Origin of the sequence: Stenotrophomonas sp. Nf1, from assembly GCF_003028475.1 — a bacterium.
Classification (GTDB): Bacteria; Pseudomonadota; Gammaproteobacteria; order Xanthomonadales; family Xanthomonadaceae; genus Stenotrophomonas.
On the sequence record NZ_PYTV01000006.1, the window covers coordinates 206,882 to 229,591 of the forward strand.

19 protein-coding genes are annotated in these 22,710 nt (G+C 67.4%); 14 read left to right on the forward strand and 5 right to left on the reverse strand.

The features are described 5' to 3' along the window. Window positions 1–76 precede the first annotated feature (76 nt). Window positions 77–562, forward strand: a complete 486-nt coding sequence (gene folK, locus C9412_RS12990) for a 2-amino-4-hydroxy-6-hydroxymethyldihydropteridine diphosphokinase (protein WP_107231999.1) — start codon at window positions 77–79, stop codon at window positions 560–562. Window positions 563–622: 60 nt separating this feature from the next. On the opposite strand, the gene C9412_RS12995 is transcribed toward folK, so the two are convergent. After that, complete coding sequence (locus C9412_RS12995) at window positions 623–1,360, reverse strand: pteridine reductase (protein ID WP_107232000.1); 738 nt, start codon at window positions 1,358–1,360, stop codon at window positions 623–625. Window positions 1,361–1,419: 59 nt separating this feature from the next. Between C9412_RS12995 and C9412_RS13000 the strand changes: the two genes are divergently transcribed. Together C9412_RS13000 and C9412_RS13005 are read left to right on the forward strand one after the other, a co-directional pair. Next, window positions 1,420–2,604, forward strand: a complete 1,185-nt coding sequence (locus tag C9412_RS13000; protein ID WP_107232001.1) for an SAM-dependent methyltransferase — start codon at window positions 1,420–1,422, stop codon at window positions 2,602–2,604. Beyond that, window positions 2,592–2,993: a VanZ family protein gene (locus C9412_RS13005; protein ID WP_181358708.1), complete on the forward strand. Its 402-nt coding sequence runs from the start codon at window positions 2,592–2,594 to the stop codon at window positions 2,991–2,993. The genes C9412_RS13000 and C9412_RS13005 overlap by 13 nt, the downstream gene beginning before the upstream one ends. Before the next feature lie 105 nt (window positions 2,994–3,098). Here C9412_RS13005 and C9412_RS13010 read toward each other — a convergent pair whose 3' ends face one another. The 3 genes from C9412_RS13010 to C9412_RS13020 all read right to left on the reverse strand — a co-directional run bounded on the left by C9412_RS13010 (window position 3,099) and on the right by C9412_RS13020 (window position 9,391). Beyond that, a complete protein-coding gene (locus C9412_RS13010; protein ID WP_107232003.1) occupies window positions 3,099–5,456 on the reverse strand; it encodes a family 20 glycosylhydrolase in 2,358 nt (785 codons plus the stop codon). 111 nt (window positions 5,457–5,567) lie between these two features. Continuing rightward, the gene (locus C9412_RS13015; protein ID WP_107232004.1) at window positions 5,568–8,231 is read right to left on the reverse strand and encodes a TonB-dependent receptor; all 2,664 of its coding nucleotides are present in this window, start codon (window positions 8,229–8,231) and stop codon (window positions 5,568–5,570) included. A gap of 143 nt (window positions 8,232–8,374) precedes the next feature. After that, window positions 8,375–9,391 carry a glucokinase family protein gene (locus tag C9412_RS13020; protein ID WP_107232005.1) on the reverse strand — a complete coding sequence of 339 codons (1,017 nt, stop codon included), beginning with the start codon at window positions 9,389–9,391 and terminating at the stop codon, window positions 8,375–8,377. Window positions 9,392–9,767: 376 nt separating this feature from the next. Between C9412_RS13020 and C9412_RS13025 the strand changes: the two genes are divergently transcribed. The 6 genes from C9412_RS13025 to C9412_RS13050 all read left to right on the forward strand — a co-directional run bounded on the left by C9412_RS13025 (window position 9,768) and on the right by C9412_RS13050 (window position 18,746). Next, a complete protein-coding gene (locus C9412_RS13025) occupies window positions 9,768–11,057 on the forward strand; it encodes a sugar MFS transporter (RefSeq protein WP_107232006.1) in 1,290 nt (429 codons plus the stop codon). 39 nt (window positions 11,058–11,096) lie between these two features. Continuing rightward, window positions 11,097–12,164 carry a LacI family DNA-binding transcriptional regulator gene (locus C9412_RS13030; RefSeq protein ID WP_006391719.1) on the forward strand — a complete coding sequence of 356 codons (1,068 nt, stop codon included), beginning with the start codon at window positions 11,097–11,099 and terminating at the stop codon, window positions 12,162–12,164. A 7-nt stretch (window positions 12,165–12,171) separates the two neighbouring features. Next, on the forward strand, window positions 12,172–13,200 hold the full coding sequence (locus tag C9412_RS13035) for an SIS domain-containing protein (protein WP_107232007.1): 1,029 nt from the start codon (window positions 12,172–12,174) through the stop codon (window positions 13,198–13,200). Further along, window positions 13,200–14,348, forward strand: coding sequence for an N-acetylglucosamine-6-phosphate deacetylase (gene nagA / locus C9412_RS13040; RefSeq protein WP_107232008.1), 1,149 nt, complete (start codon window positions 13,200–13,202; stop codon window positions 14,346–14,348). The genes C9412_RS13035 and nagA overlap by 1 nt, the downstream gene beginning before the upstream one ends. Then, a complete protein-coding gene (locus C9412_RS13045) occupies window positions 14,348–15,415 on the forward strand; it encodes a heparan-alpha-glucosaminide N-acetyltransferase domain-containing protein (protein ID WP_107232009.1) in 1,068 nt (355 codons plus the stop codon). The genes nagA and C9412_RS13045 overlap by 1 nt, the downstream gene beginning before the upstream one ends. A 307-nt stretch (window positions 15,416–15,722) precedes the next feature. Continuing rightward, the gene (locus tag C9412_RS13050) at window positions 15,723–18,746 is read left to right on the forward strand and encodes an autotransporter outer membrane beta-barrel domain-containing protein (RefSeq protein WP_107232010.1); all 3,024 of its coding nucleotides are present in this window, start codon (window positions 15,723–15,725) and stop codon (window positions 18,744–18,746) included. A 332-nt stretch (window positions 18,747–19,078) separates the two neighbouring features. Here the strand turns inward: C9412_RS13050 and C9412_RS13055 are convergent, their stop codons facing one another. Further along, window positions 19,079–19,513, reverse strand: a complete 435-nt coding sequence (locus tag C9412_RS13055; protein ID WP_107232011.1) for a hypothetical protein — start codon at window positions 19,511–19,513, stop codon at window positions 19,079–19,081. Between the two features lie 396 nt (window positions 19,514–19,909). On the opposite strand from C9412_RS13055, the gene C9412_RS13060 reads away from it, so the two are divergent. From C9412_RS13060 to C9412_RS13080, 5 genes are all read left to right on the forward strand, one after another. Then, on the forward strand, window positions 19,910–20,929 hold the full coding sequence (locus tag C9412_RS13060) for a S41 family peptidase (protein WP_258190227.1): 1,020 nt from the start codon (window positions 19,910–19,912) through the stop codon (window positions 20,927–20,929). Then, the gene (locus tag C9412_RS13065) at window positions 20,926–21,264 is read left to right on the forward strand and encodes a hypothetical protein (protein ID WP_107232013.1); all 339 of its coding nucleotides are present in this window, start codon (window positions 20,926–20,928) and stop codon (window positions 21,262–21,264) included. Before C9412_RS13060 ends, C9412_RS13065 begins: the two co-directional genes overlap by 4 nt. Window positions 21,265–21,319: 55 nt before the next feature. Continuing rightward, on the forward strand, window positions 21,320–21,622 hold the full coding sequence (locus C9412_RS13070) for a type II toxin-antitoxin system HigB family toxin (RefSeq protein ID WP_107232014.1): 303 nt from the start codon (window positions 21,320–21,322) through the stop codon (window positions 21,620–21,622). After that, window positions 21,619–21,978: a transcriptional regulator gene (locus C9412_RS13075; RefSeq protein ID WP_107232015.1), complete on the forward strand. Its 360-nt coding sequence runs from the start codon at window positions 21,619–21,621 to the stop codon at window positions 21,976–21,978. Before C9412_RS13070 ends, C9412_RS13075 begins: the two co-directional genes overlap by 4 nt. An 86-nt stretch (window positions 21,979–22,064) precedes the next feature. Continuing rightward, the gene (locus tag C9412_RS13080; protein ID WP_107232016.1) at window positions 22,065–22,499 is read left to right on the forward strand and encodes an SseB family protein; all 435 of its coding nucleotides are present in this window, start codon (window positions 22,065–22,067) and stop codon (window positions 22,497–22,499) included. Window positions 22,500–22,710: the final 211 nt, after the last annotated feature.

The following is a 22,710-nucleotide window of genomic DNA, read 5'->3' on the forward strand; positions in this document are numbered from 1 at the left end:
TGCGTCCCGGAGTGTAGGCAGGCCGCCGTGATGACGGCATGCCCACGTCCCCCCAGAACGCCGCCACCGGAACCGCATGACCACCGTGCTCCTGAGCCTGGGCAGCAACGTCCAGCCCCGCCGCTACCTCCACGCCGCGGTGACGGCCCTGCGCGAGCGCTTCGGCGCGCTGCAGGTCTCGCCGGCCTACCGCACCGCCGCAGTCGGTTTCGAGGGCCCGGCCTTCCTCAACAATGCCGTGGCGATCGACACCGATCTGCCACTGCAGGAACTGGACGACTGGCTGCATGCGCTGGAAGACGCCCATGGCCGTGACCGCAGCGGGCCGCGCTTCTCCGACCGGACGCTGGACATCGACGTGGTGTTCTACGGCGATCTGGTGGTGGAAGGCCCCGGCCACCTGCGCATCCCGCGCCCGGAGCTGAAGCACGCCTTCGTGCTGAAGCCGCTGGCCGACATCGCCCCGGCGTTCATTGACCCGGTCAGCGGGCAGGACCTGGCCACGCTGTGGCGGGCGCATGCGCAGTACGGCGCCGCGTTCGAGGTGGTGGACCTGGAATGAGGGAGGTTGCCGGCCAGCGGCCGGCACTACCGGTAGTGCCGGCCGCTGGCCGGCAACACCTCAGCTCACCGTACGCCCACCATCCACGCGCAACGTGTGGCCGGTGACGAAGCTGGCCTCGGCCACCAGCCAATACACCGCTTCGGCAATCTCCTCGACCGTACCGGTCCGCGCCAGCGGCGTGCGTGCCAGCAGCGCCTCGCGGGCGAAATCGTCCTTGCCCTGTTCCGGCCACAGGATCGCGCCCGGCGCCACTGCATTCACCCGCACCTTGGGCGCCAGTTCCAGCGCCAGCGAGCGCGTGGCCATTTCCAGCGCGGCCTTGGCCATGGTGTAGGCGATGTGGTCGCGCATCGGGTCGGTGCCGTGCAGGTCGGTCAGGTTGACGATGCAGCCGTGCTGGCGGCGCAGGTAGGGCGCAGCCGCCTGGGACAGCAGCAGCGGTGCGCGCGCGTTGACCGCGTACAGCTCGTCCATCGCCTCGGCGGTCACCTGGCCGAGCGGGGTCGGGAAGAAATTGGAGGCGTTGTTGACCAGCGCGTCCAGGCGGCCGAAGTGGCTGACGGCCTGTTCGACCAGGTCGGGCAGGGCGCTGGCGTCACGCAGGTCGGCCTGCAGGGCCAGCACGCTGCCCGGGCGCTCGTTGTCGAAGTCGAACGCGGCCTGCTGCAACTCGGCGCTGGAGGTGTTGGCGTGCAGCACCACCGACCAGCCGCAGGCGTGGAACTGGCGGGCAATGGCCGCGCCGATCCGGCGTGCGCTGCCGGTGATCAGGACCACGGGGTGGGTATCGCTCATCGAGGGTCCTCCAAGGCTCGGCTATCCTGTGCACCATTGTCACCGCATTCGAAGACGCCATGCAGCCCACCTTCCCCCTGCCCGAAGCCGATGCCCTGGCCCACAGCGACCAGCTGGCCGCCGCCCTGCGTGCCGAAATCCTTGCCCAGGGCGGGGCGATGCCGTTCTCGCGCTTCATGGAGCTGTGCCTTTACACCCCCGGCTGGGGCTACTACAGCGCCGGTGCCAGCAAGTTCGGTGGCAGCGGCGACTTCACCACCGCGCCCGAGCTCGGCAGCCTGTTCGCCGGCAGCGTGGCCAATGCGCTGGCGCCGGTGTTCGCGCAGCTGGGCGCGCAGGCGCGGATGCTGGAGCTGGGCGGCGGTACCGGCGCTTTCGCCGAGGCGGTGCTGTTGCGCCTGGCCGAGCTGGATGCGCTGCCCTCGCGCTACGCCATCCTTGAGCCCAGTGCCGACCTGCGCGAGCGCCAGCAGCAGCGCCTGCAGCAGAACCTGCCGGCCGAGCTGGCCGCGCGTGTGGAGTGGATCGACCGCCCGTTCGAAGAGGATTGGGAAGGCGTGGTGTTTGCCAACGAAGTGATCGACGCGCTGCCGACACCGCGCTTCCTGATCCGCGATGGCGAGGTGTATGAGGAAACCGTCGAGCTGGATGGCGACGGCAATTTCATCCGCGGCGCGCAGCCGGCCGACATTCTGCTCAACGGCGCGGTGCGCCACATCGAGCGTTATCTGGAAAAGCCCTTTGCCGAGGGCTACCGCTCCGAAGTGCTGCCGCAGCTGCCGTACTGGCTGCAGGCGGTGGCCGGCGGCCTGCAGCGTGGTGCGCTGCTGTTCGTCGACTACGGTTACAACCGGGGTGAGTTCTACCAGCCCGACCGCGATGATGGCACCGTGCGCGCGTTCTACCGCCACCACGTGCACAACGACGTGCACCGCTGGCCGGGCCTGCAGGACATCACCGCCTCGGTGGATTTCACCGCGATGGCCGAGGCCGGCCAGCATGGCGGTTTCGAGCTGGCCGGCTACTGCAGCCAGGCCAGTTTCCTGCTCGGCAATGGCCTGGACCAGGTGCTGCTGCTGGCCGAGGAGCGTACCGACGAGGTTGGCCGCATCCAGCTGCGCGACCAGGTGAAGAAACTGACCCTGCCGACCGAGATGGGCGAGCGCTTCCAGGCCATCGGCCTGCAGCGCGGTGTGGATTTTGAGCCGGCCTTTGCACTGGGCGACCTGAGCTGGCGCCTGTGAGCAGTGCGTTGCCGGTGATCAAGCCGCTGCGCCGGCCGCGGCTGTGGTGCGCGCTGTGGGCGCTGGCGGTGCTGGTGGTGATCGTGGTCTGCCTGATCCCGCCGCCGCCGATCCCGCTGCCGGAAAACAGTGACAAGGGCGAGCACTTCCTCGCCTATTTCATCCTGGCCGGCAGCGCGGTGCAGCTGTTCCGGCGCGGGCGCCCGCTGCTGTGGGTGGGCGTGGGCCTGGTGCTGATGGGCATCGGCATCGAATTCGCGCAGGGCGCATTGACCGATGACCGCATGGCCGACCCGATGGATGCCATTGCCAACACGGTGGGCGTGCTGGCGGGCCTGGCCACCGCGTTGACCCCGTTGCGCGATCTGCTGCTGCGCTGGCGCGGGTAACAGCGTGCCAACCAAGGTTGGCACCTGCCGGTAGATCCACGCCATGCGTGGATGAATTGCCCGAGGTGCCGACCAGGGTCGGCACCCACCAGGACAGATCGGCCGCTATTTCCCCAGCGTCACCTCATCCAGCACCCACATCGCCGGGCGCGTGTCGCCGGTGAAGTTGATGCACAGATCACCATTACCCTTCGTGCCCTTCGGCAGTGCCGCACGCAGGGTCACGAAGCCATCGGCATCCGGCTTGGCCGGCAGGGCCACTTCGGCCAGCACCTTCCCGCTGCAATCGCCACGGCGCACCTGCATCTCGCCATGCGCGCGCTTGGCCTTCTCGAAGCGGCGCTTGGGCTCGTCGTGGGCCAGCTGGAAGTAGTACGGAATACGCCCCGCACGCACTTCCACGCTGCCGATGCCGTCCAGTTGCGCCTGCGGCCAGCGCCAGCACGGCTGGAAGATGTCCACGTTGAACACGGCGCGCTCGCCCTCGCGCGGGCCATCGTCTTCCAGGCGCAGCACCAGGCCCTTCTTGCCCACGCAGCTGAGCAGCTCATCGCTGCGGCGGCTGAGCAGCGACTGCGCGGTGAACGCCGCCACCGTCGGCTTCGCCGCCAGCATCTGCCCCTGGTAGAACGCGGCCGCCTGCACGGTGGCGGGCAGCGTGGCGGTCAGCGGCTGCTGGTACAGCGGCGACTGCGCGCTCACCGCCTGGCCATCGGTGCTGTAGCGCACCTCATAGCCCAGCGGATTGGCCAGCGACACGGTCACGGTGTTGGCGGCGCGGTTGTCGGTGTAGTCCACGCCCACTTCAAACGGCGTCTGCGCGTAGGCCAGGCCCCAGGCGCGGTAGCGCTGCAGCTGGGACGGCAGGCGCGCGAGGAAATCGCGGAAGTCGCGATGTTCCGGCGTGCTCCAGCCGGTCTCGGCCACCGCGGCCAGGCGCGGGAACAGGTTGTGTTGCAGGCGGGCGTAGCTGCGCGTGTGCTCGGTGAACATGTTGGCCTGCAGGCCGAGGATGTGCCCGCGCTTGTCGGCCGCCAGTTCGGCCGGCACCGGTTCGAAGTTGTACAGCTTGCCGAGGTTGACCTGGGTCGGGCGGCCCGGCGGTTCATTCGGCGAGGCGGTCTGCAGGTAGTCCAGGTACAGGTAGCCGACCGGCGACATGATTACGTCATGGCCGGCGCTGGCCGCCGCCAGTCCGCCTTCGGTGCCCTGCCACGACATCACCGTGGCCTGCGGTGGCAGGCCGCCTTCGAGGATTTCATCCCAGCCGATCAGGCGCCGGTCGTGCTCCTCCAGGAACGTCTCCAGGCGCTTGATGATGTGGCTCTGCATGGCCATCTCATTGTTGATGCCCAGCGCACGCATGCGCTGCTGCACCTGCTTCGACGCTTCCCACTGGTCCTTCACCGCCTCGTCGCCACCGACGTGCACGTACTTGGCCGGGAACAGGTCGATCACTTCTTCCAGCACGTTCTCCAGGAAGGTGACAGTGCTGTCTTCGGTGTTGAACAGGTTGGGGAACACGCCCCATTCGCTGATCGGCTTCAGCGGTGTATCGATCGTGCCCAGCTCCGGATACGCGGCAATCGCAGCGGTCGCGTGGCCGGGCACATCGATTTCCGGAATCACCTGGATATGCAGCCTGGCCGCATAGGCGATCACCTCGCGGATCTGCTCCTGCGTATAGAAGCCGCAGTAGGGATGTTCCTGGCCGCTGACCGGATCGATGCCGCCATCACCGGCCGGCAGGCGGCAGCTGCCCACCCCGGTCAGCTTCGGGTAGCGCTTGATCTCCATGCGCCAGCCCTGGTCATCGGTCAGGTGCCAGTGGAAGGTGTTGAGCTTGTGCGCGGCCATCGCGTCGAGCACGCGCTTGATCTCGTCCAGGCTCTGGAAGTGACGGGCGGAATCGAGCATGAAACCGCGCCAGCTGAAACGCGGTGCATCCTGGATCTGCACAGCCGGCAGCACGCCGTTGCTGCCGCCGGTGGCGAGCTGGGCCAGGGTGGTGGCGCCATAGAACAGGCCGGTCTCGTTGCCGGCCTGGATCAGCACGCCCTGCGCGCTGCTTTCCAGTGTGTAGCTCTCACCGCTGTCGCGGAAGGTGGGCACGATCTGGAAGTGGATGCTGCCGCTGTTGGCCGCGGTTCTGCCCTTGGCCAGTGCCAGGCGCGGGCCGCCACTGCGGGCCAGCAGGTCGGCGAACTGCGCGGCGACGCGCTGCGCGGCTTCGCCTTCGGCCTGCAGCACGGTGTCGGCGCGAACAGTGATGCCTCGGCCCTGGCCGCGCTGCACGGTGGCGGGGGCCGGAATCAGCATCAGGCTGCCGGCGCGCAGCTGCGGGCCGGGGGCTTCAGCGGCGGGCGTGGGATCGCCGGCCAGGGCCGGCAGCGCCGGCAACAGCGCCAGCAGGCTGCCCAGCAGCACTGCGCTGCGCATCCGGGCGCGGGAAGGCTTGAGCATCGGTACGACTCCTTGGAACGGTGCGATGAACGCTATACATGAAAAACGCCGGGCCCGGAATGACCCAGGCCCGGCGTGCGTGCACGACTCGGCGATGTTGCCGCCGCTGGATCAGTACTTGAAGCGGAAGTTGAGGTAGTACTGGCGGCCGTTGCTGTAGAACGAGGTCGGGATGGCCGCGGTCTGGTAGTACTTGTAGGTCGGGTTGTTGAGGTTCAGACCGTCCAGGGTGATGCTCAGCCAGTCGGTGGCCTTGTAGCTCAGCGAGGCCGACAGCGTGCCGAAGTCATCCTGATAGTACGGGTTGGTACCGGACAGGCTGATCAGGAACGAGGAACGGCGGGTGTAGCTGACGCGGGCACCGAAGCGCTCGTTCTCGAAGTAGGCACCCACGTTGTAGGTGTTCTTCGAGGTACCCAGCAGGTTGTGCGAGCCATCCGACCAGGTGTGCGCGGTGGTGCCGTTGGCGTAGGTGTAGTTGGCGTTGACGCCGAAGTACTCGCCGATCGGCTGCTCGTAGGCCACTTCCACGCCGGTCACCTTGCCGTCGGCATTGATCGGGGTGGAGATCTGGTAGGTCTCAAGCTGGTTGGTCAGTTCGCTGTACAGCTGGCGCGAGACCACGTCGAAGGCGATGTAGTCCTTCAGTTTCATGTGGTAGGCGCCCACCGACAGCAGGCCGCGCGGCATGAAGTACCACTCCAGGTTGGCATCCAGGTTGCTGGACAGGGTCGGCTTCAGGTTCGGGTTGCCGCCGCCACCGGTCTTGTTCAGATCCGAGCCGTAGGAGGAGGCGCCCAGTGCCGAGTAGTCCGGCAGGGTCTGGGTCTGCGAAGCGGCCACGCGCAGGACGAGGTTGTCGTCCAGGTCGAACTTGATGTTGGCGCTGGGCAGCACGCGGTTGCGCTTGTTCTGGAAGGCCATGCGTTCCCACATGCCGAACAGGCTGCTGACATCGGCATCGGCGGCCTTGCTGACGGCGTTGTAGGTGTCGATGTCCTGCTTGATGTTGACGTAGCGCAGGCCGACGTTGCCGCTCCACCAGTCACCACGGAAGTTGGCCTGCACGTAGCCGGCGAAGTTCTTCTCCTGCACCTTCCACTCGGCACCGTAGTTGTGGCGACCGGTCGGGCCATCGTTGCCGGCCAGCCAGGTGGAGTTGTTGGTCACCGCGTCCTTCAGCGCGCCCGGGGTGAAGTACCAGATGTTGCGCGGGAAGGTGCCGCCGATGTCACCGGCAAAGCCGCTGGGGTAGTTGGAGGTGGCACCGTTCTTCAATGCGCTCCAGATATCGCCCGGCGTTGCGCCTTCCGGCGACAGCGCTTCGCGCTTGTGGTCAGCGAAACGCAGGCCGAAATCGATCGAGTTCAGCACGCCGCCGTCGTTGAAGTACTGGTTGAAGTCCAGCGTTGCCCACTTCTCCTTGTCCTCGGCGGTCACCTGCTGGTTGCCCCAGGTGCCGAAGCTGGTGACGCCGTTGGGCGAGAGGTCGCCGCCCAGGTTCCAGTCGATCGGCGAGCCGTTGCCGTGGGTGGCCCAGCTGGCGCCACCGCCATTGGCCAGGGTGACTTCGGCGATGTACTGGCGCGGCGTCTCGCCGGTGCCCTTGGTGCTGCCGGCCTGGAACTTGGCGGTCAGGCTGTCGCTGATCTGCCAGTCGGCATCGAAGGTGACGTAGCTCGACTTGGCCGTCGACTCGCGGTAGATCATGTCGTACACCGCGTAGTTGGTGCCCGGCACGCCCGCGTAGGTGGCGTTGGTCAGCACGCCGTCCTTGACCACATAGCCCGGATTCGGCGCCTGCGACTTGGCGAAGCTGTTGCCGAACATCATGAAGTTGCGGTTGTAGTTGTTGGCTTCCAGCTTGGAACTGAAACCGTTCAGGCCCAGGGTAAGAGTGTCGGTCGGCTTGAACTGCAGCGAGACCAGGCCGCCCTTGCGCTCACGGGTCTGTTCGAACAGGGTCGAACCCAGCAGGCCCGGCACGTTGACGCCGATCAGGTCCGGGTTGGTCTGGGCCACCGGATCGGTCGCGGCGATCTTGAAGAAGCCGCCCGGGATTTCCTGTGCTTCACGGCGCAGCTCGCGCTTCTGGCTGAAGCCCTGCACCATCACGCCGAAGGTGCCTTCGTCGTTCTTGTAGTTGAACAGCGCCGAGTACTGCGGGTCGTTCGACTTGGCCTGGTCCGAGCGCACCATGCCGATCGAGCCTTCGGCGGTGATCTGCTTGGAGAACTCCAGCGGCTTGCGGGTGATGATGTTGACGGTACCGGTGGTGCCGCCGTCCTGCAGCTTGGCCTGCGAGGACTTGTTCACTTCCACCGAGCTGACCAGTTCGGAGGGCAGCAGCGAATAGCTGACGCTGCGGCCGACGTTGTTGCCCTGGCTGAGCACGAACCAGTCGGCCGAGCCGACGGTGTGGCCGTTGATCAGGGTCTGGGTCAGGCTCGGGCTGGTGCCGCGCAGGCTGACACGGTCGGCTTCATCGAAGCCGCCTTCGTCGGCGCTGGACGAGCTGATGTTCACGCCCGGCAGGCGCTGCAGGGTGTCGGCGACGTTGTGCGCCGGCAGCTTGCCGACGTCTTCGGCGGTGACCACTTCCACGCGCGCATTGGCTTCGCGCTTGGTATCGAGCGACTTTTCCATCGAACCACGGATGCCCGTGACCGTCACGGTGTCCAGATCGGTGGCGGTCGGGGCGGCCTGCTGCGCGTGCGCACTGAAGGCGATGCAGCTGACGATGGCGGCCGAAAGCAGGGTCTTGCGGGTGTTCATGATGTCTCTCCTCATCACTCGATTGGATGCCGGCGGCGGTGTTCGGTTACGGTTGCAAAGACATGCGCGGGGTGGCGGCGAAGTCCCGTGCGTTGGCGTGCCACGTACTGCGTGCTGCGATTGCGTTGAAGCCGGTTGCGGTGTCAGGCGGCCGACTGCTGCAGGTACCAGCTGGCAGCGCCGACCACGCCCAGCTGGCCGTGCTCGACCACCTTCACCGGGATGCGTGCCAGCGCCTCGCCCATCGGCCCCTTCTGCAGGTAGCGTTCGACGAAGGTGCTGGCATGCAGGTATTCGCGGATCTGCGGCAGGATGCCGCCGGCCAGGTAGACGCCCCCATGGGCGCCGTAGAACAGGGCCATGTCGCCGATGGTGCTGCCCAGCAGGCCGCAGAACACATCCAGCGCCTGGCGCGCGTGCGCATCGCTGCCGGCCATCGCCGCAGCGGTGACCGCATCCGGGCTGGCCAGCGTCGGCGCCTGCCCCTGCAGCGCGCACACCGCGCGGTACAGGTTCATCAGGCCCGGGCCGGACAGTGCGTGCTCGATCGACACGTGCGCGCGGTCGCGCTGCATGTGGCGCACGATGGCCATTTCCAGTTCGGTGCTGGCCGCCAGGGTCGGCTGGCCAGCTTCGGTGGCCAGCACCACCGGGCCGTGCGCGGTGGGAATCCACAGCGCGGCGCCGAGGCCGGTGCCGGGGCCGACCACCAGGGTCGGGCCGCGTGCAGCGGTCTCCGGCCCGCACAGGTGCAGCACGCCACTGGCGTCCACCTGCGCGGCGGCGTAGGCCACCGCTTCGAAGTCGTTGACGATGTAGACCCGCTGCAGGCCGACGTCGGCCTCCACCTGGCGCGCCGACAGCGGCCACGGCAGGTTGGCGGTGATCACCGTGCCGTCCTCGCGGGCATAGCCGGCGCTGGCCACCACGCAGTGCGTGGGCCGCGGGCCGTTGCCGAGGAAGTCGGACAGGATCGCGCTCAGCCCAGCGTGGTCGGCATTGCGGTACTTGCGGTACTCCAGCACCTGCACCGGATGGGCATCATCACCGCTGGCCTGGACCCGGGCTACGCGCACATGGGTGCCACCAACGTCGGCAGCCAGGAACGAGGGCGCGACGCGGGACAGGACATGGGCCGGGGCGGGGTGGCTGGCGGTCACGCGGGCTCCTGCTGCAGGTGGGGCCGGACCCAGGATCGGGGCCGGCGATTGGGGCGGAGTCTGTAACCGCGCTGACAACGATGTCAACGAGTTCGTGACACTTTCGTTGCTGCGCCGCAACGAATGCGACGGGCGGTAAACGTTTACATGGCGTGAGCATGGGTTTCACGCGGGAACCGTTGCCGCATGGGCCTCAAGGCCCACTGCGCATTCAGCACACCGCCCCGTGAGCCGGTTGCGCAGTGCAGCATGGGCAGCGCCGCGCTGCATTTGGAAGTTGACAAAGCGCGGTTGTCCATCGAAAGAATGTGACAACGTTGTTCCCAGCCACTCTCCGACGCCGCGTTCTGCGGCCGTCGCCGCAGGAGCCCTCCTGATGTCCGCCGTCCCCGCTGCAAGCGCGCGCCCGAACGTGGCCACCTCCATCGCCATCGTCGGCGTGCTGTTCTTCCTGATCGGCTTCTTCACCTGGCTCAATGGCCCGTTGATCACCTTCGTCAAGCTGGCCTTCGAGCTCAGCGAGGTCGGCGCCTTCCTGGTGCTGATGGTGTTCTACCTGTCCTACTTCTTCCTGGCGCTGCCGTCGTCGTGGATCCTGCGCCGCACCGGCATGAAGAAGGGCCTGAGCCTGAGCCTGCTGGTGATGGCCGGCGGCGCCGCACTGTTCGGTGAGTTCGCCACCCAGCGCTGGTACCCCGGCGCGCTCGGCGGCCTGTTCGTGATCGGCAGCGGCCTGGCCCTGCTGCAGACCGCGATCAACCCCTACATCTCCATCCTCGGCCCGATCGAGACCGCGGCGCGCCGCATCGCGCTGATGGGCATCTGCAACAAGATCGCCGGCATGCTGGCGCCGGTGCTGATCGGCACCGTGGTGCTGCATGGTATCGGCGACCTGTCGGCCAGCGTGGCCGTTGCCGATGAAGCGACCAAGGCGCAGCTGCTCAACGAGTTCGCCGCCAAGATCCACGCACCGTACCTGGCCATGGCCGGCCTGCTGGTGCTGCTGGCGGTGGCGGTGCTGTTCTCGCCGCTGCCGGAAATCAAGTCCGCCGAAGCCAACGCCACCCCCACCAGCGCCGGTGCGGCCGAGCGCCGCAGCATCTTCCAGTTCCCGCACCTGTGGCTGGGCGTGCTGTGCCTGTTCGTCTACGTGGGCGTGGAGGTGATGGCCGGCGATGCGATCGGTACCTACGGCCACGGCTTCGACCTGCCGCTGGACCAGACCAAGATGTTCACCTCGCTGACCCTGTTTGCCATGCTCATCGGCTACGTGGTCGGCCTGCTGCTGATCCCCAAGGTGGTCTCGCAGTCGCGCTATCTCACCATCTCGGCGGTGCTGGGTGTGGTGTTCTGCCTCGGCGCCTGGGTCACCCACGGCTATGTTTCGGTGGGCTTCGTGGCCGCACTGGGCTTTGCCAACGCGATGATGTGGCCGGCCATCTTCCCGCTGGCGATCCGTGGCCTGGGCCGCTTCACCGAAACCGGTTCGGCGCTGCTGGTGATGGGCATCGCCGGCGGCGCGATCATTCCGCAGCTGTTTGCCGTGCTCAAGCAGCACATCGACTTCCAGCTGGTGTTCGTGCTGCTGATGGTGCCGTGCTACCTGTACATCCTGTTCTACTCGGTGATCGGCCATCGCGCCGGCCTGCCGCAGGACAAGGCCTGATCGGCGATGATGGACGGCAGCCAACCCCAGGGAAAACCCATGCGCAGAGCGACCATCAAGGACGTTGCGGAGAAGGCCAAGGTCTCGCTGAAGACGGTCTCGCGGGTGATCAACAACGAGCCGTCGGTGATGCAGGCCACCCGTGCGCGGGTGCTGCGTGCCATTGCCGAGCTCGACTACGAGCCCGATCCGTCCGCGCGCAACCTGCGCAGTGGCACCACCTTCGTGATCGGGCTGGTCTACGACAACCCCAACCCGTACCACATCATCGGCGTGCAGAACGGCGTACTCGCTGCCTGCCGCGAGACCGGGTTCGGCCTGCAGATCCATCCCTGCGATTCCAGCTCGCCGCTGTTGGCCGATGAACTGGCCGACTGGGTGCAGCGCTCGCGCCTGGCCGGGCTGGTACTGACCGCGCCGATGTCCGAGCGCCGTGACCTGATCCAGGCGTTGACCGCGCGCGGCATCAAGCTGGTGCGCATCATCGCCGCCACCGAAGACCCGGCCGACGGTGCCTGCGTGTTCGTCGACGACCGCGAGGCCGCCTACGAGATCACCGAGCATCTGATCCAGCTCGGCCACCAGCGCATCGGCTTCCTCTGGGGCGGCATCTCGCACCGTTCCTCGGGCGAACGCTACGCCGGTTACGAGGCCGCGCTGAAGGACTACGGCATGACCGTGGACAAGCATCTGGTGGTGCAGGGCGACTACACCTTCGATGATGGTTTCCGTGGTGCGCGCCGCCTGCTGGCGCTGCGCGAACCGCCCACCGCCATCTTCGGCTCCAACGACGAAATCGCCGCCGGCGTGTTGGCGGCGGCCAAGTCGGCCGGCATGAACGTGCCCTACGACCTGTCCATCGCAGGCTTCGAGGACAGCCCGTTCTCGCGCCAGTCGTGGCCGCCGCTGACCACCGCCAAGCAGGCCACCGAGGACATCGCCCGCCATGCCGCGCGCCTGCTGATCGCGCAGCTGCGCAGCGACGCCTATGACGACGCGCCGGCGCCGCTGCACAACCAGGGCTTCGTGCCGCAGCTGGTGGTGCGCGGTTCGACCGCGCCGATGCGCCCGGCCGGCGCACGCCCCCTTCCTTCCGATCCTGCCTGAGCCTGCCATGTCGCTGTCAGACCCCACCGCCACCTTGATGTTCGCCGAGGCCGCTGAAGCGGCCGACGTGGTTGCCCGCCAGTTCTCGCGCAACCACGCCACCATGGAAACCCTGGCTGCCAGCCTGCGCGCGGCGCCGCCGCCGTTCGTGGTCACCTGCGCGCGCGGCAGTTCCGATCACGCCGCCACCTACGGCAAGTACCTGCTGGAAACCCAGCTGGGCCTGGTGGTCGCCTCGGCCTCGCCGTCGGTGGGCTCGGTGTATGCCGCACCGCTGCAGCTGCGCGGTGCGCTGTTCATCGTCATCTCGCAGTCGGGCAAGAGCCCGGACCTGCTGCGCAACGCGGAGGCCGCCAAGGCCGCCGGCGCGCGCGTGGTTGCGCTGGTCAATGTCGAGGATTCGCCGCTGGCGCAGCTGGCCGACACGGTCATCCCGCTGCATGCCGGTGCCGAAAAGAGCGTGGCCGCCACCAAGAGCTACCTGGCCTCGCTGGCCGCGCTGCTGCAGCTGGCCGCGTACTGGAAGCAGGACAGCAGCCTGCGCAATGCGCTGGACCTGCTGCCCGATGCCATGCGCGAGGCATGGCAGTGCGACTGGAGCGCAGTGACCGAGGGCCTGGTCGAGGCCACCAATCTGTTCGTGCTGGGCCGTGGCCTGGGCCTGGGCGCGGCGCAGGAAGCGGCGCTGAAGTTCAAGGAAACCTGCAGCCTGCATGCCGAAGCCTACAGCTCGGCCGAAGTGAAGCATGGCCCGATGGCGCTGGTTGACCGCGGCTTCCCGGTGCTGGCCTTCGCCCAGCCGGATGAAACCGGCGCCGGCACCCGTGCAGTGGTCGATGAGTTCACCGCGCGTGGCGCGCGGGTGTGGCTGGCCGGTGCCGGTGGCAACCTGCCGGTCGCGGCCGCACCGCATCCGCTGTGCGCGCCGCTGCTGACCGTGCAGAGCTTCTATCGCGCGATCAACGCGCTGGCCCTGCGCCGTGGTTTCAACCCGGATCTGCCGCCGCACCTGAACAAGGTGACGGAGACTGTGTGATGGCAACTGTGCTGCGCAATGCCCGCATCCTGGTCGGCGATGATTTCCGCGACGACCTGGCCGTGCTGATCGAGGACGGGAAGATCAGCGCGCTGTTGCCCGACGCCGCGCCGCAGCTCGGCCAGGCCGATGAGCAGGTCGACCTGGGCGGTGGCTGGCTGCTGCCCGGCTTCATCGACGTGCAGGTTAACGGCGGGGGCGGCGCGCTGTTCAACAACACGCCGGACGTGGCGGCACTGCGCACCATCGCGCAGGCCCATCGCCGCTTTGGCACCACCGCGATGCTGCCGACCCTGATCAGCGACGACGTAGCGGTGATGCGCGAGGCCATCGCAGCGCTGCGCGAGGCCATCGCACAGGGTGTGCCCGGCGTGATCGGCATCCACCTGGAAGGCCCGTACATCGCACCGGCGCGCAAGGGCACCCACGATGCCAGCAAGTTCCGCGTGCCGGATGAGGCGGAGATCGCGCTGGCGGCCTCGCTCGACAACGGCGTGACCCTGCTGACGCTGGCGCCGGAACGGGTGCCGCTGGAGACCATCCGTGCGCTGGTCGAGCGCGGCGTGATCGTCGCTGCCGGTCACACTGCCGGCACCTACGAAGAGATCCGCGCCGGGCTGGATGCCGGCGTGCGCGGTTTCACCCACCTGTACAACGCGATGTCGCCGCTGCAGGGCCGCGAGCCTGGCGCGGTGGGCGCTGCGCTGGAAGACCGCGACAGCTGGATCGGCATCATCGTCGATGGCGTGCATGTGCATCCGGCCAGCCTGCGCGTGGCGCTGGCGGCCAAGCCGCGCGGCCGCCTGCTGCTGGTCACTGATGCGATGCCGCCGGTCGGTGCCGACGATCCCAGCTACGTGCTGTACGGCGAAACCATCACCGCCATCGACGGCGTGGTGCGCAACGCTGCCGGTTCGCTGGCCGGTTCGGCGCTGGACATGGCCACCGCGGTGCGCAACACCGTGCAGCTGCTCGGTCAGCCGCTGGCCGAAGCCGCACGCATGGCCTCGACCTATCCGGCGCAGTTCCTCAATGTCGATGACCGCCTGGGCCACATCGCCGAAGGCTACCAGGCCGACCTGGTGCTGCTGGATGATGCGTTGCAGGTACGTGGCACCTGGATTGCCGGACAGTACGAGGCCGCCTGATGAACGCGACGCCGCCACGCCGGCTGGGCTCGATCGATGCCCTGCGCGGCATCACCGTGGCGGCGATGCTGCTGGTCAACAATCCGGGCGACTGGAGTGCGGTGTTCGCACCGCTGCGTCATTCGGAATGGCACGGCTGCACACCCACCGATCTGGTGTTCCCGTTCTTCCTGTTCCTGGTCGGCGTGTCGATGGCCTTCAGCGTGGCACCGCGCGCACTGGATGCCGCGGCACGTCCTGCATTGGCGCGCGGCGTGCTGGAGCGCGCGCTGCGCATCCTGGTGGCCGGTGCGCTGCTGCATCTGCTGATCTGGTGGGCGCTGGATACGCACCACTTCCGCATCTGGGGCGTGCTGCAGCGCATTGCCGTGTGCGCGGCGCTGGTGGGTGTGCTGGCGGTGTATGCACGACCGCGCGTGCAGGCCGGCGTGCTGGTCGCACTGCTGGTGGGCTATACCGTGCTGCTGCTCGGCATCGGTGACCTGGCACCGTGGACCAATCCGGCCAGCCGCCTGGATACCGCGCTGTTCGCGCCGTGGGTCTATCAATGGCACGCCGATACCGGCCTCGGCCATGACCCGGAAGGATTGCTGAGTACTTTGGGCGCGCTGGCCAGTACCGTGCTCGGCCTGCTGGCCGGTGGCCTGCTGCGCAACGGGCGTGCTGCTGCCTTGGCCGGGCTGGGCGCAGCGACCGCCGTGCTCGGCCTGCTGCTGGCCATCGTGCTGCCGTTGAACAAGCAGCTGTGGACGCCCAGCTACGTGCTGTGGACGGGCGGTCTTGCGGCGCTGGCATTGTGGCTGGGTCATCTGTTGATCGACCAGAAGGGTTGGCCGGCGTTGGGCCGGCGTTTCGGCGTCAACGCGATCACTGCGTACCTGGGTGCCTCGGTGATGTCGGTGGTGCTGCTGGCGACCGGCGCCTGGGGCTGGATCTGGCAGCAGCTGGCCACCGCAATGCCGCAGGCGCTCGAGCTGGCGTCCATGCTGCAGGCGCTGGCGTTCGTTGCATTGTGGTGGGGCGTGGCGCGGTGGCTGGATAAGCGCAGGATCTACCTGAAGATCTGAGCGCCCCGGGGTCGGATCCCTTTCCGCAGGAAAGGGCTCTGACCCCTCCCGCGAACCGCATCCACGCATGGGTGGATCTACCGATCCTGCACCATCGACCACGAACGGCATCCGCGCGCGGATGCTTTCCGCTGCAATCCTGAACGATTTCAGCCACATAACACCCAGGTGATGATCGCCAGACTTCACATTAAAAATGTGATTGTCAGCGCATAAATTCACCTGTCGAAACCATTCACCGCACGGCAGACTGCCTGCGCAACGCCGCATATCCGCAGTTCCTGTTTCCCCTGTCCAGGAGTGCTGTATGTCCCGTGCCGTCCCGCGTGCGCTTCGCCCGCGCCGCCTCTCCGTGTCCGTGTTGCAGGCCCTGGCCGTGCCCTCCCTGCTGTTGTCCGCCGGCGTCGCGTGGGCAGGCTGCGATACCGCCGCCCCGGTCGCCGGCCAGACCGTCACCTGCAACGCCAACGCGCCGAACCCACAGACGGTGCCGATCACCGCCACGGGTGCGGCCGGCATCACCGTCAATGTCGCCAGCGGCGCGCAGCTGCAGCAGAGCGGCGGGGCAAGCGCCATCGCGCTGGTCGGCGCCGGCGGGCACCTGCTGTCCAACCTGGGCACGATCAGCTCGGTTGGCGGCGTGGCCGTGCAGCTCGGTGGCGGCAGCCGTGTCGACAACACTGGCAGCATCAGTACCGGCAACACCACGGCACTGCAGTTCGTCGGTGCCGGTGACAGCGTGCTGGTCAACCGCGGCACGATCAGCGGGCGCACCGGCGTGCAGTTTGATGCCGGCAATGATCGCCTGGAGATGCAGGCCGGCAGCATCAGCGGCGGCGTTCTGCAGGGCGATGGCAACGATGTGCTGCTGCTTGGCAATGGCACGATCGACAGCATCGACCAGGGCGCAGGCGATGACCAGATGACGGTCAGCGGCGGCACCGTCACCGGCGTGGTGGCGCAGGGCAGCGGCCGCGATGATTTCGTCATGACCGGCGGCACCGTGGGCGCGCTGCAGCAGGGCGACAACATCGATACGTTCCGCATGAGCGGTGGCCGCATCATCGGCGCGTTCGAGGACGGCGACCAAGCCTGGATGACCGCTGGCCGCATCGGCCGCGTCAACATGAAGCTGGACAAGAATCTCTGGGACCAGTCAGGCGGCACGGTGGATGGCAACGTGGTCACCGGTTTCGACACCGATACCCTCATCATTTCCGGCACCGCGTACATCGGCGGCAACATCAGCGTCAGCGGCGGCGCCGACAGCGTGACCATCACCGATGGCACCGTGCGCGGGCAGGTGCTGCTCAGCACCGGCAACGACACCTTCACCTGGAATGGCGGCGGCATTGTCTACGGCGCGATCGACATGGGTCCGGACAACGACGTTGCCAACCTCAGCAATCTCAACCAGGGCAATCTCGGCGCGGTACCGCTGTTCGAGGGTGGCATCGGCGTGGACCAGCTCAACCTCAGCAACGTCAAGACCGCAGGCGTCAGCCGCTTCCAGAACTGGGAAGCGATCGGCCTGGCCAACAGCACCGAACTGACCTTCGATGGCGATCTGGTGCTGGGTGACAGCGCAACCGGCACCGGCACGCTCACCGTGGATGACACCAGTACCGTCTACGCCGGCAGCGGGGGCCACGCCATCCGTCCGTTCAACAGCGCCGCGCTGGTGGACATGGTCAACGCCGGGCGCATCGACCTGACCGGCAGCGGTGCCGGCGATGTGTTCACCGTGCGCGGCAACTACCGCGGTGACGGCGGTGGCCTGTACCTGCGCACGGTGCTGGGCGCGGACAACTCCACCAGCGACCGGTTGGTGATCGATGGCGGCGCCGCGACCGGCAGTACCGGCATCGGCATCCTCAATGCCGGCGGCGGCGGTGCGGCCACGCTGGCCGACGGCATCCTGGTGGTACAGGCGTTGAACGGCGCGAGTACCGCGCCTGGCGCGTTCTCGTTGTTCGCACCGGTAGCGGCCGGTGCCTACGAGTACTTCCTGTTCAAGGGCGGAGTGAGTGCCGGCACCAGCCAGAACTGGTACCTGCGTTCGACGCTGGTGAGCGGGCCGACGCCAGCACCGAATGGCAACGGCACCGCCACGCCGCCGCCGCTGACACCGCCGGTGGCACCGCCGCCACCGATCACCCCTGCGCCGCCACCGCCGCCCGAAGGCGCCACCGATCCGGACCTGACCGCGGGCGAGACCGCACCGCCACCGCCGCCGCCGGAACCTGCACCGGTGGCACCGCCCAGTGACCCGGCGGTACCGGATGTACCGGTGGCCGGCGGTGCGCTGCCTGGCACCGGCACGCCGCCGACACCCGGTGCGCGTCCGGCCGAAGGTGCGGTGGTGCCGCTGTACCGCGTGGAAACCGCGGCCTACGCGGTGGTGCCACCGCTGCTGCGCGAGGCCTCGCTGGCCAGCCTCGGCACCTTCCACGAACGCCAGGGCGAGCAGCGCCTGCTGTACAACCAGGGCGCATTCCGCACCGCCTGGGGCCGGTTGGTGGGGCAGAGCAGCGAGATCCACTGGAAGGGCGATGCGCAGCCCGGCTTCGACGGCGATGTGATGGGCGTGCAGGCCGGCCTGGATGTATGGGCCGCTGCTTCCGACAACCATCGCAACCAGATCGGCGTGTTCGTCGGCCGCACCCGCGCGCAGGGCAAGACCACCGGCCTGGCACTGGGCTGGGAGAACGTGCAGGTGGGCCAGAGCCGGCTGGATGACAAGCACGTGGGTCTGTACTGGACGTTCACCGACAGCCGCGGTGGCTACATCGATGCCGTAGCGATGCAGAGCCGCTACGACGGACGCGTCAGTTCGTCGCGTGGGCTCGGCTTCGGCGTGAGCGGCGACGGCACCAGCGTGTCGGTGGAGACGGGTAAGCCGCTGCTGCACTTCGGTCAGTCCGCATGGTGGCTGGAGCCGCAGTTGCAGGTGATCTGGCAACGCACAGCGCTGGATGACCGGCGCGATGCGGTGTCGAGCGTAGGCTTCGACAACGACAACGCCTGGACCGGCCGCATCGGCCTGCGCCTGGCCGGTGATTACCCGCTGGCCGACAACGGCTGGCAGCCGTATTTCAAGCTGAACTACTGGCACGGCCGCTCCGGCGAAGACCGCATCCATTTCGATGACGACGTGATCATCAATTCGCAGCGCTCGCGCGCACTGGAGGCCGGTGTCGGTGTGGTCGGTCGTTTCAACCGCACCATCAGTGCGTACGCCGTGGCTGATTACACCCGCGAACTGGGCGGCGACCGCAACGAGAAGCGCCGCATCATCGAAGGCAACATCGGCCTGCGCGCGGACTGGTAGCGCCGTCGCGCCCTGGGAGGACCCCGCACACTCCCCACCGACGCCATGACCCCGCTCTGGTAGGTGCCGACCTTGGTCGGCACAACTCCCCCCCGACACCTTGACCCTGCTCTGGTAGGTGCCGACCTTGGTCGGCACAACCCCACCGACGCCATGACCCCGCTCTGGTAGGTGCCGACCTTGGTCGGCACAACTCCCCCCGACGCCTTGACCCCGCTCTGGTAGGTGCCGACCTTGGTCGGCACAACCCCCACCGACGCCATGACCCCGCTCTGGTAGGTGCCGACCTTGGTCGGCACAGGTCCCCCGCGCAGCCGAGCACAGGCTCGGCTCTACAACAACGGTGCGCACGCATCGGGTTCCACCAGCGCACCGGCATGATCGGCCAACACCACCACCGCATGCAGCAACCCTTCCTCCACCTGCGGCGGACACTGCGCCTGTGCATCATCCATCTCGCGTGCGGACTGCGCCGCCAACAACACACCGCCACACGCAACCACCGCCGCCATACAGCGCGTCGCCTCGGCCAACTCCCGACCGCGTGCCTCGCTGAGCTGCCGTTCGCGCCACGCCTCCCCATCGGCGGCGTGACCACGCGCAATGCCACGCAATCGCGCGAAGAACGCCGAGGGCGGCGCGTGTTCATGGGCGTCGGTGAGCGCATCTTCCAACGCTTCGGCGGCGGCAGTGGACAGCTGCAGGCCGGGCAGGGCAGCGCCGAGCAGCGCGTGCAGGCGGGGATAGGTGGGGTAGAGCGTGGTCATGGCAGCAACCTCACAAGGCAAGGCCACCTGCGGGATGCAAGGTGGCGGGCGGTGCGGGTTGGCGTGCCGGTCAAAATCCAAGGGAAAAAAAGCCGACGGATCGCGAGGATCCCCACGCACCGCCCGCCATGGGCGAGCCGGTGCATTGTCGTGATTGCCGCAGTGACGGCAACTCATTCCCTTAGATGTTTGATTCAGGACGCCAATCCCGGCCGGCACAAAGTGCGTTGGCGGAGCCACCTTCGCGCTTTCATTTGAGCAACGACATGAGCAAAGTTGTAAATCGCGCGCCACATTGGGCGTGCTAAAGCCGACATACAACGGCGGCGGCAAGCGCGTATGCTGCGGTACTTGCTCACGACGAAGGAACGTCGAATGTCTGTTGATCTCCGCGTGATGGCCGCTGCACTGGGCGCCCTGTTCTGCACCACCGCACAGGCCGCCGCACCAGACGCCATCGACCTGCCGACGGCACAGGCACAGGCCCAGTTGCTGGACATGCTGGAGAAGGAATCGCTGTACCGCGACCGCGTGGACTGGCGGGCCATCCGCACGCGCCTGGAGGCGGCGCAGAACGACCCGGCCGAGGCCCGTGCGGTGCTGCAGGAGGCCACTGGCCGCAGTTCGGGCGGGCACGGCGCTTGGATCAGCGCGAAGCAGCTGCAGGCGAAAGCGGAACGCTTGGCGCGCGCCAATGGCGCAGTGACAGCGGCTCCGAAAGCAACGACGGCCCCGGCCGAAGCACTGGACCCGCGCATCGGCCGGCTGGAAATCGGGGGCTACGGCGTCATGCAGGGCCCGACGGCGCATCAGCAGATGAAGGAGCGTGCCAAGCGCTGGCAGGCGATCATCGATGATCAGGACAACGGCAGTCGCTGCGGGTGGATTGTCGATCTGCGCGGCAACACCGGTGGAAACATGTGGCCGATGCTGCTGGGCGCGGCGCCGCTGTTGCGTACCACACCCGGCGCCGATGAGAACGTAGGTTCCTTCGCTGCGGCAAAGGGTCCGTCGCTCTGGCGGCTGACACCGTCCAGCGTGCGTCTTGGCGAGCGCGTGCGGATTGATCTTGGCGGGCCCGGCTATCTGCTTAAACACCCGGGTGCGCCTGTGGCCGTGCTGACCGGGCCGCGCACTGCCAGCTCCGGAGAGGCCACCGTACTCTCCTTCCGCGGTCGGCCGCAGACGCGCAGTTTCGGCCAGCCCACCTCGGGGCTGTCCACCGCCAACGTGATGCGGCCGCTGGCCGATGGCAGCGCGCTGCTGCTGACCACCAGCGTGATGCGGGACCGCAATGATCGTGGCGATGGCTTGAAGATCGAACCCGACCAGCGCGTCGAGGGTGATGCCGCCACTGTGGCCGCCGCCCAGGCCTGGCTGCTGGCCCAGCCCGCCTGCCAGGGCAACCGGACATGATCCTGATCGGCCAACAGGAACGGGTGCTGATCGTCGGCCCCACCGAAGCGCACCACTGCCTGCGCTGCCAGACGGAAACCGAGTTCGCCCCGCAGCTGCGTTACAAGATGGCGCGCATCGACCTGCTGTTCGGCTTCACCTACCAGCGCCGCTACGAGCTGGCCTGCACCCGGTGCGAACACGGCTGGGTGCTCGATACCGAGACCATGGACCAGCAGCTGGGCGGGGTACCGATCCCGTGGCGGCACCGCTTCGGCCTGCCGTTGATGCTGGTGGGCGTGGCTGGGCTGGCGGCGGCCGGGTGGCTGTGGCGGCACGGATTCATCAGCGGCTGATGCTGATGAAAATAAGAGCGTTGCTTATATCCCATATTGGGACTAGGATGTCCGCATGAAAGTGGTTGCTTTGGCGACGCTGAAACGATTCTGGGAACGCAACCCCGATTCGGAAGCCGCGCTGAGGTCCTGGTACGACGAAGCCAGGCACGCCGTTTGGGACACGCCACATGACATACGCCAGCGTTACGCAAGCGTAAGTTTCGTGGCGAACAACCGTGTGGTGTTCAACATCAAGGGCAACAGCTACCGGCTCATCGTCGCTGTGGGTTACAGGTTTCAGGTGGTCTACATCAAGTTCATTGGCACCCACGCCGAGTACGACCGGATCGACGCAGACACTGTGGAGTTTCCATGAACATCCAGCCTATCCGTACGGAGAGCGACTACGAAAACGCGCTGCGCGAGATTTCGGCCTATGTCGACAACGAGCCGGAGCCGGGAAGCGAGGAGGGCGATCGATTCGAGATTCTCGTAACGCTGGTAGAAGCCTACGAGGCGAAGCACCACCCGATCGAACCGCCGGATCCCATCGAGGCCATCCGTTTCCGCATGGAGCAGGGCGGTCTGACCGTGAAGGATCTGGTGCCGTCCATCGGCCAGCTCAACCGTGTCTATGAGGTGTTGAATCGCAAGCGCGGTCTGACGCTGGAAATGATCCGGAAGCTTCACCGCAACCTGGGCATTCCTGCTGAAAGCCTCATCGGCCGCTGAAGCCCCGCGTGTCCCTGCCGATGCGCCGCCTCACCTCACCTTCGGCCTGCTAAAGTCTGCCCTGCAATCACGTACCGGAACCGACCATGGACCATGACACCCCGTTCGAACCCCTCAACGACCTCGAGGTAAGCCTGCTGCAGGCCCAGGACGGCACGCTGACCGCTTCGCAGTTCCTCGACGGCCTGCTGACCTCGACGGCGTTCGTGCTGCTGGACAAGGCCATCGGTGAGGACGGTGCGTGGGACGAGAGCATCTCGCCGCTGGTGCTGACCAGCGAGAGCGGCGAGCCGATGTTCGCGGTGTTCACCGCCCCCGAGCGCGCCGGCCTGTGGCATGAGCAGTTGCCGCAGTTCGCCCACGCGATGCCGATCGCGGTGCACGCGCTGCTGGCCGGTATCGGCGACGGCGTCGGCCTGGTGCTGAACCCGGGCCTGGACGTGGGCATGGAAATGATCCCCGACGCGGTGACCCAGCTGAAGCAGCGGGCGGCGGCGATTACGCGCGGCATGGCGCATTGATCCAGTGAGGTGGTTGCCGGCCAGCGGCCGGCACTACCGCGGCCCGCTGCCGTTTTCAGGCGGGCCTGCTGGCGGTTGAAGCCGCCCTGGCGCGCCGCTGACGGGTATTTCGTACTTTTCCTAGCGCGCCCGGCGCCCACGTGGCGCCTGCGTTTCACGGTGGCCCTGTCTGCCGTGTCGTCTTTGCCTCTTCATCGGCCCCTGTTCCCGC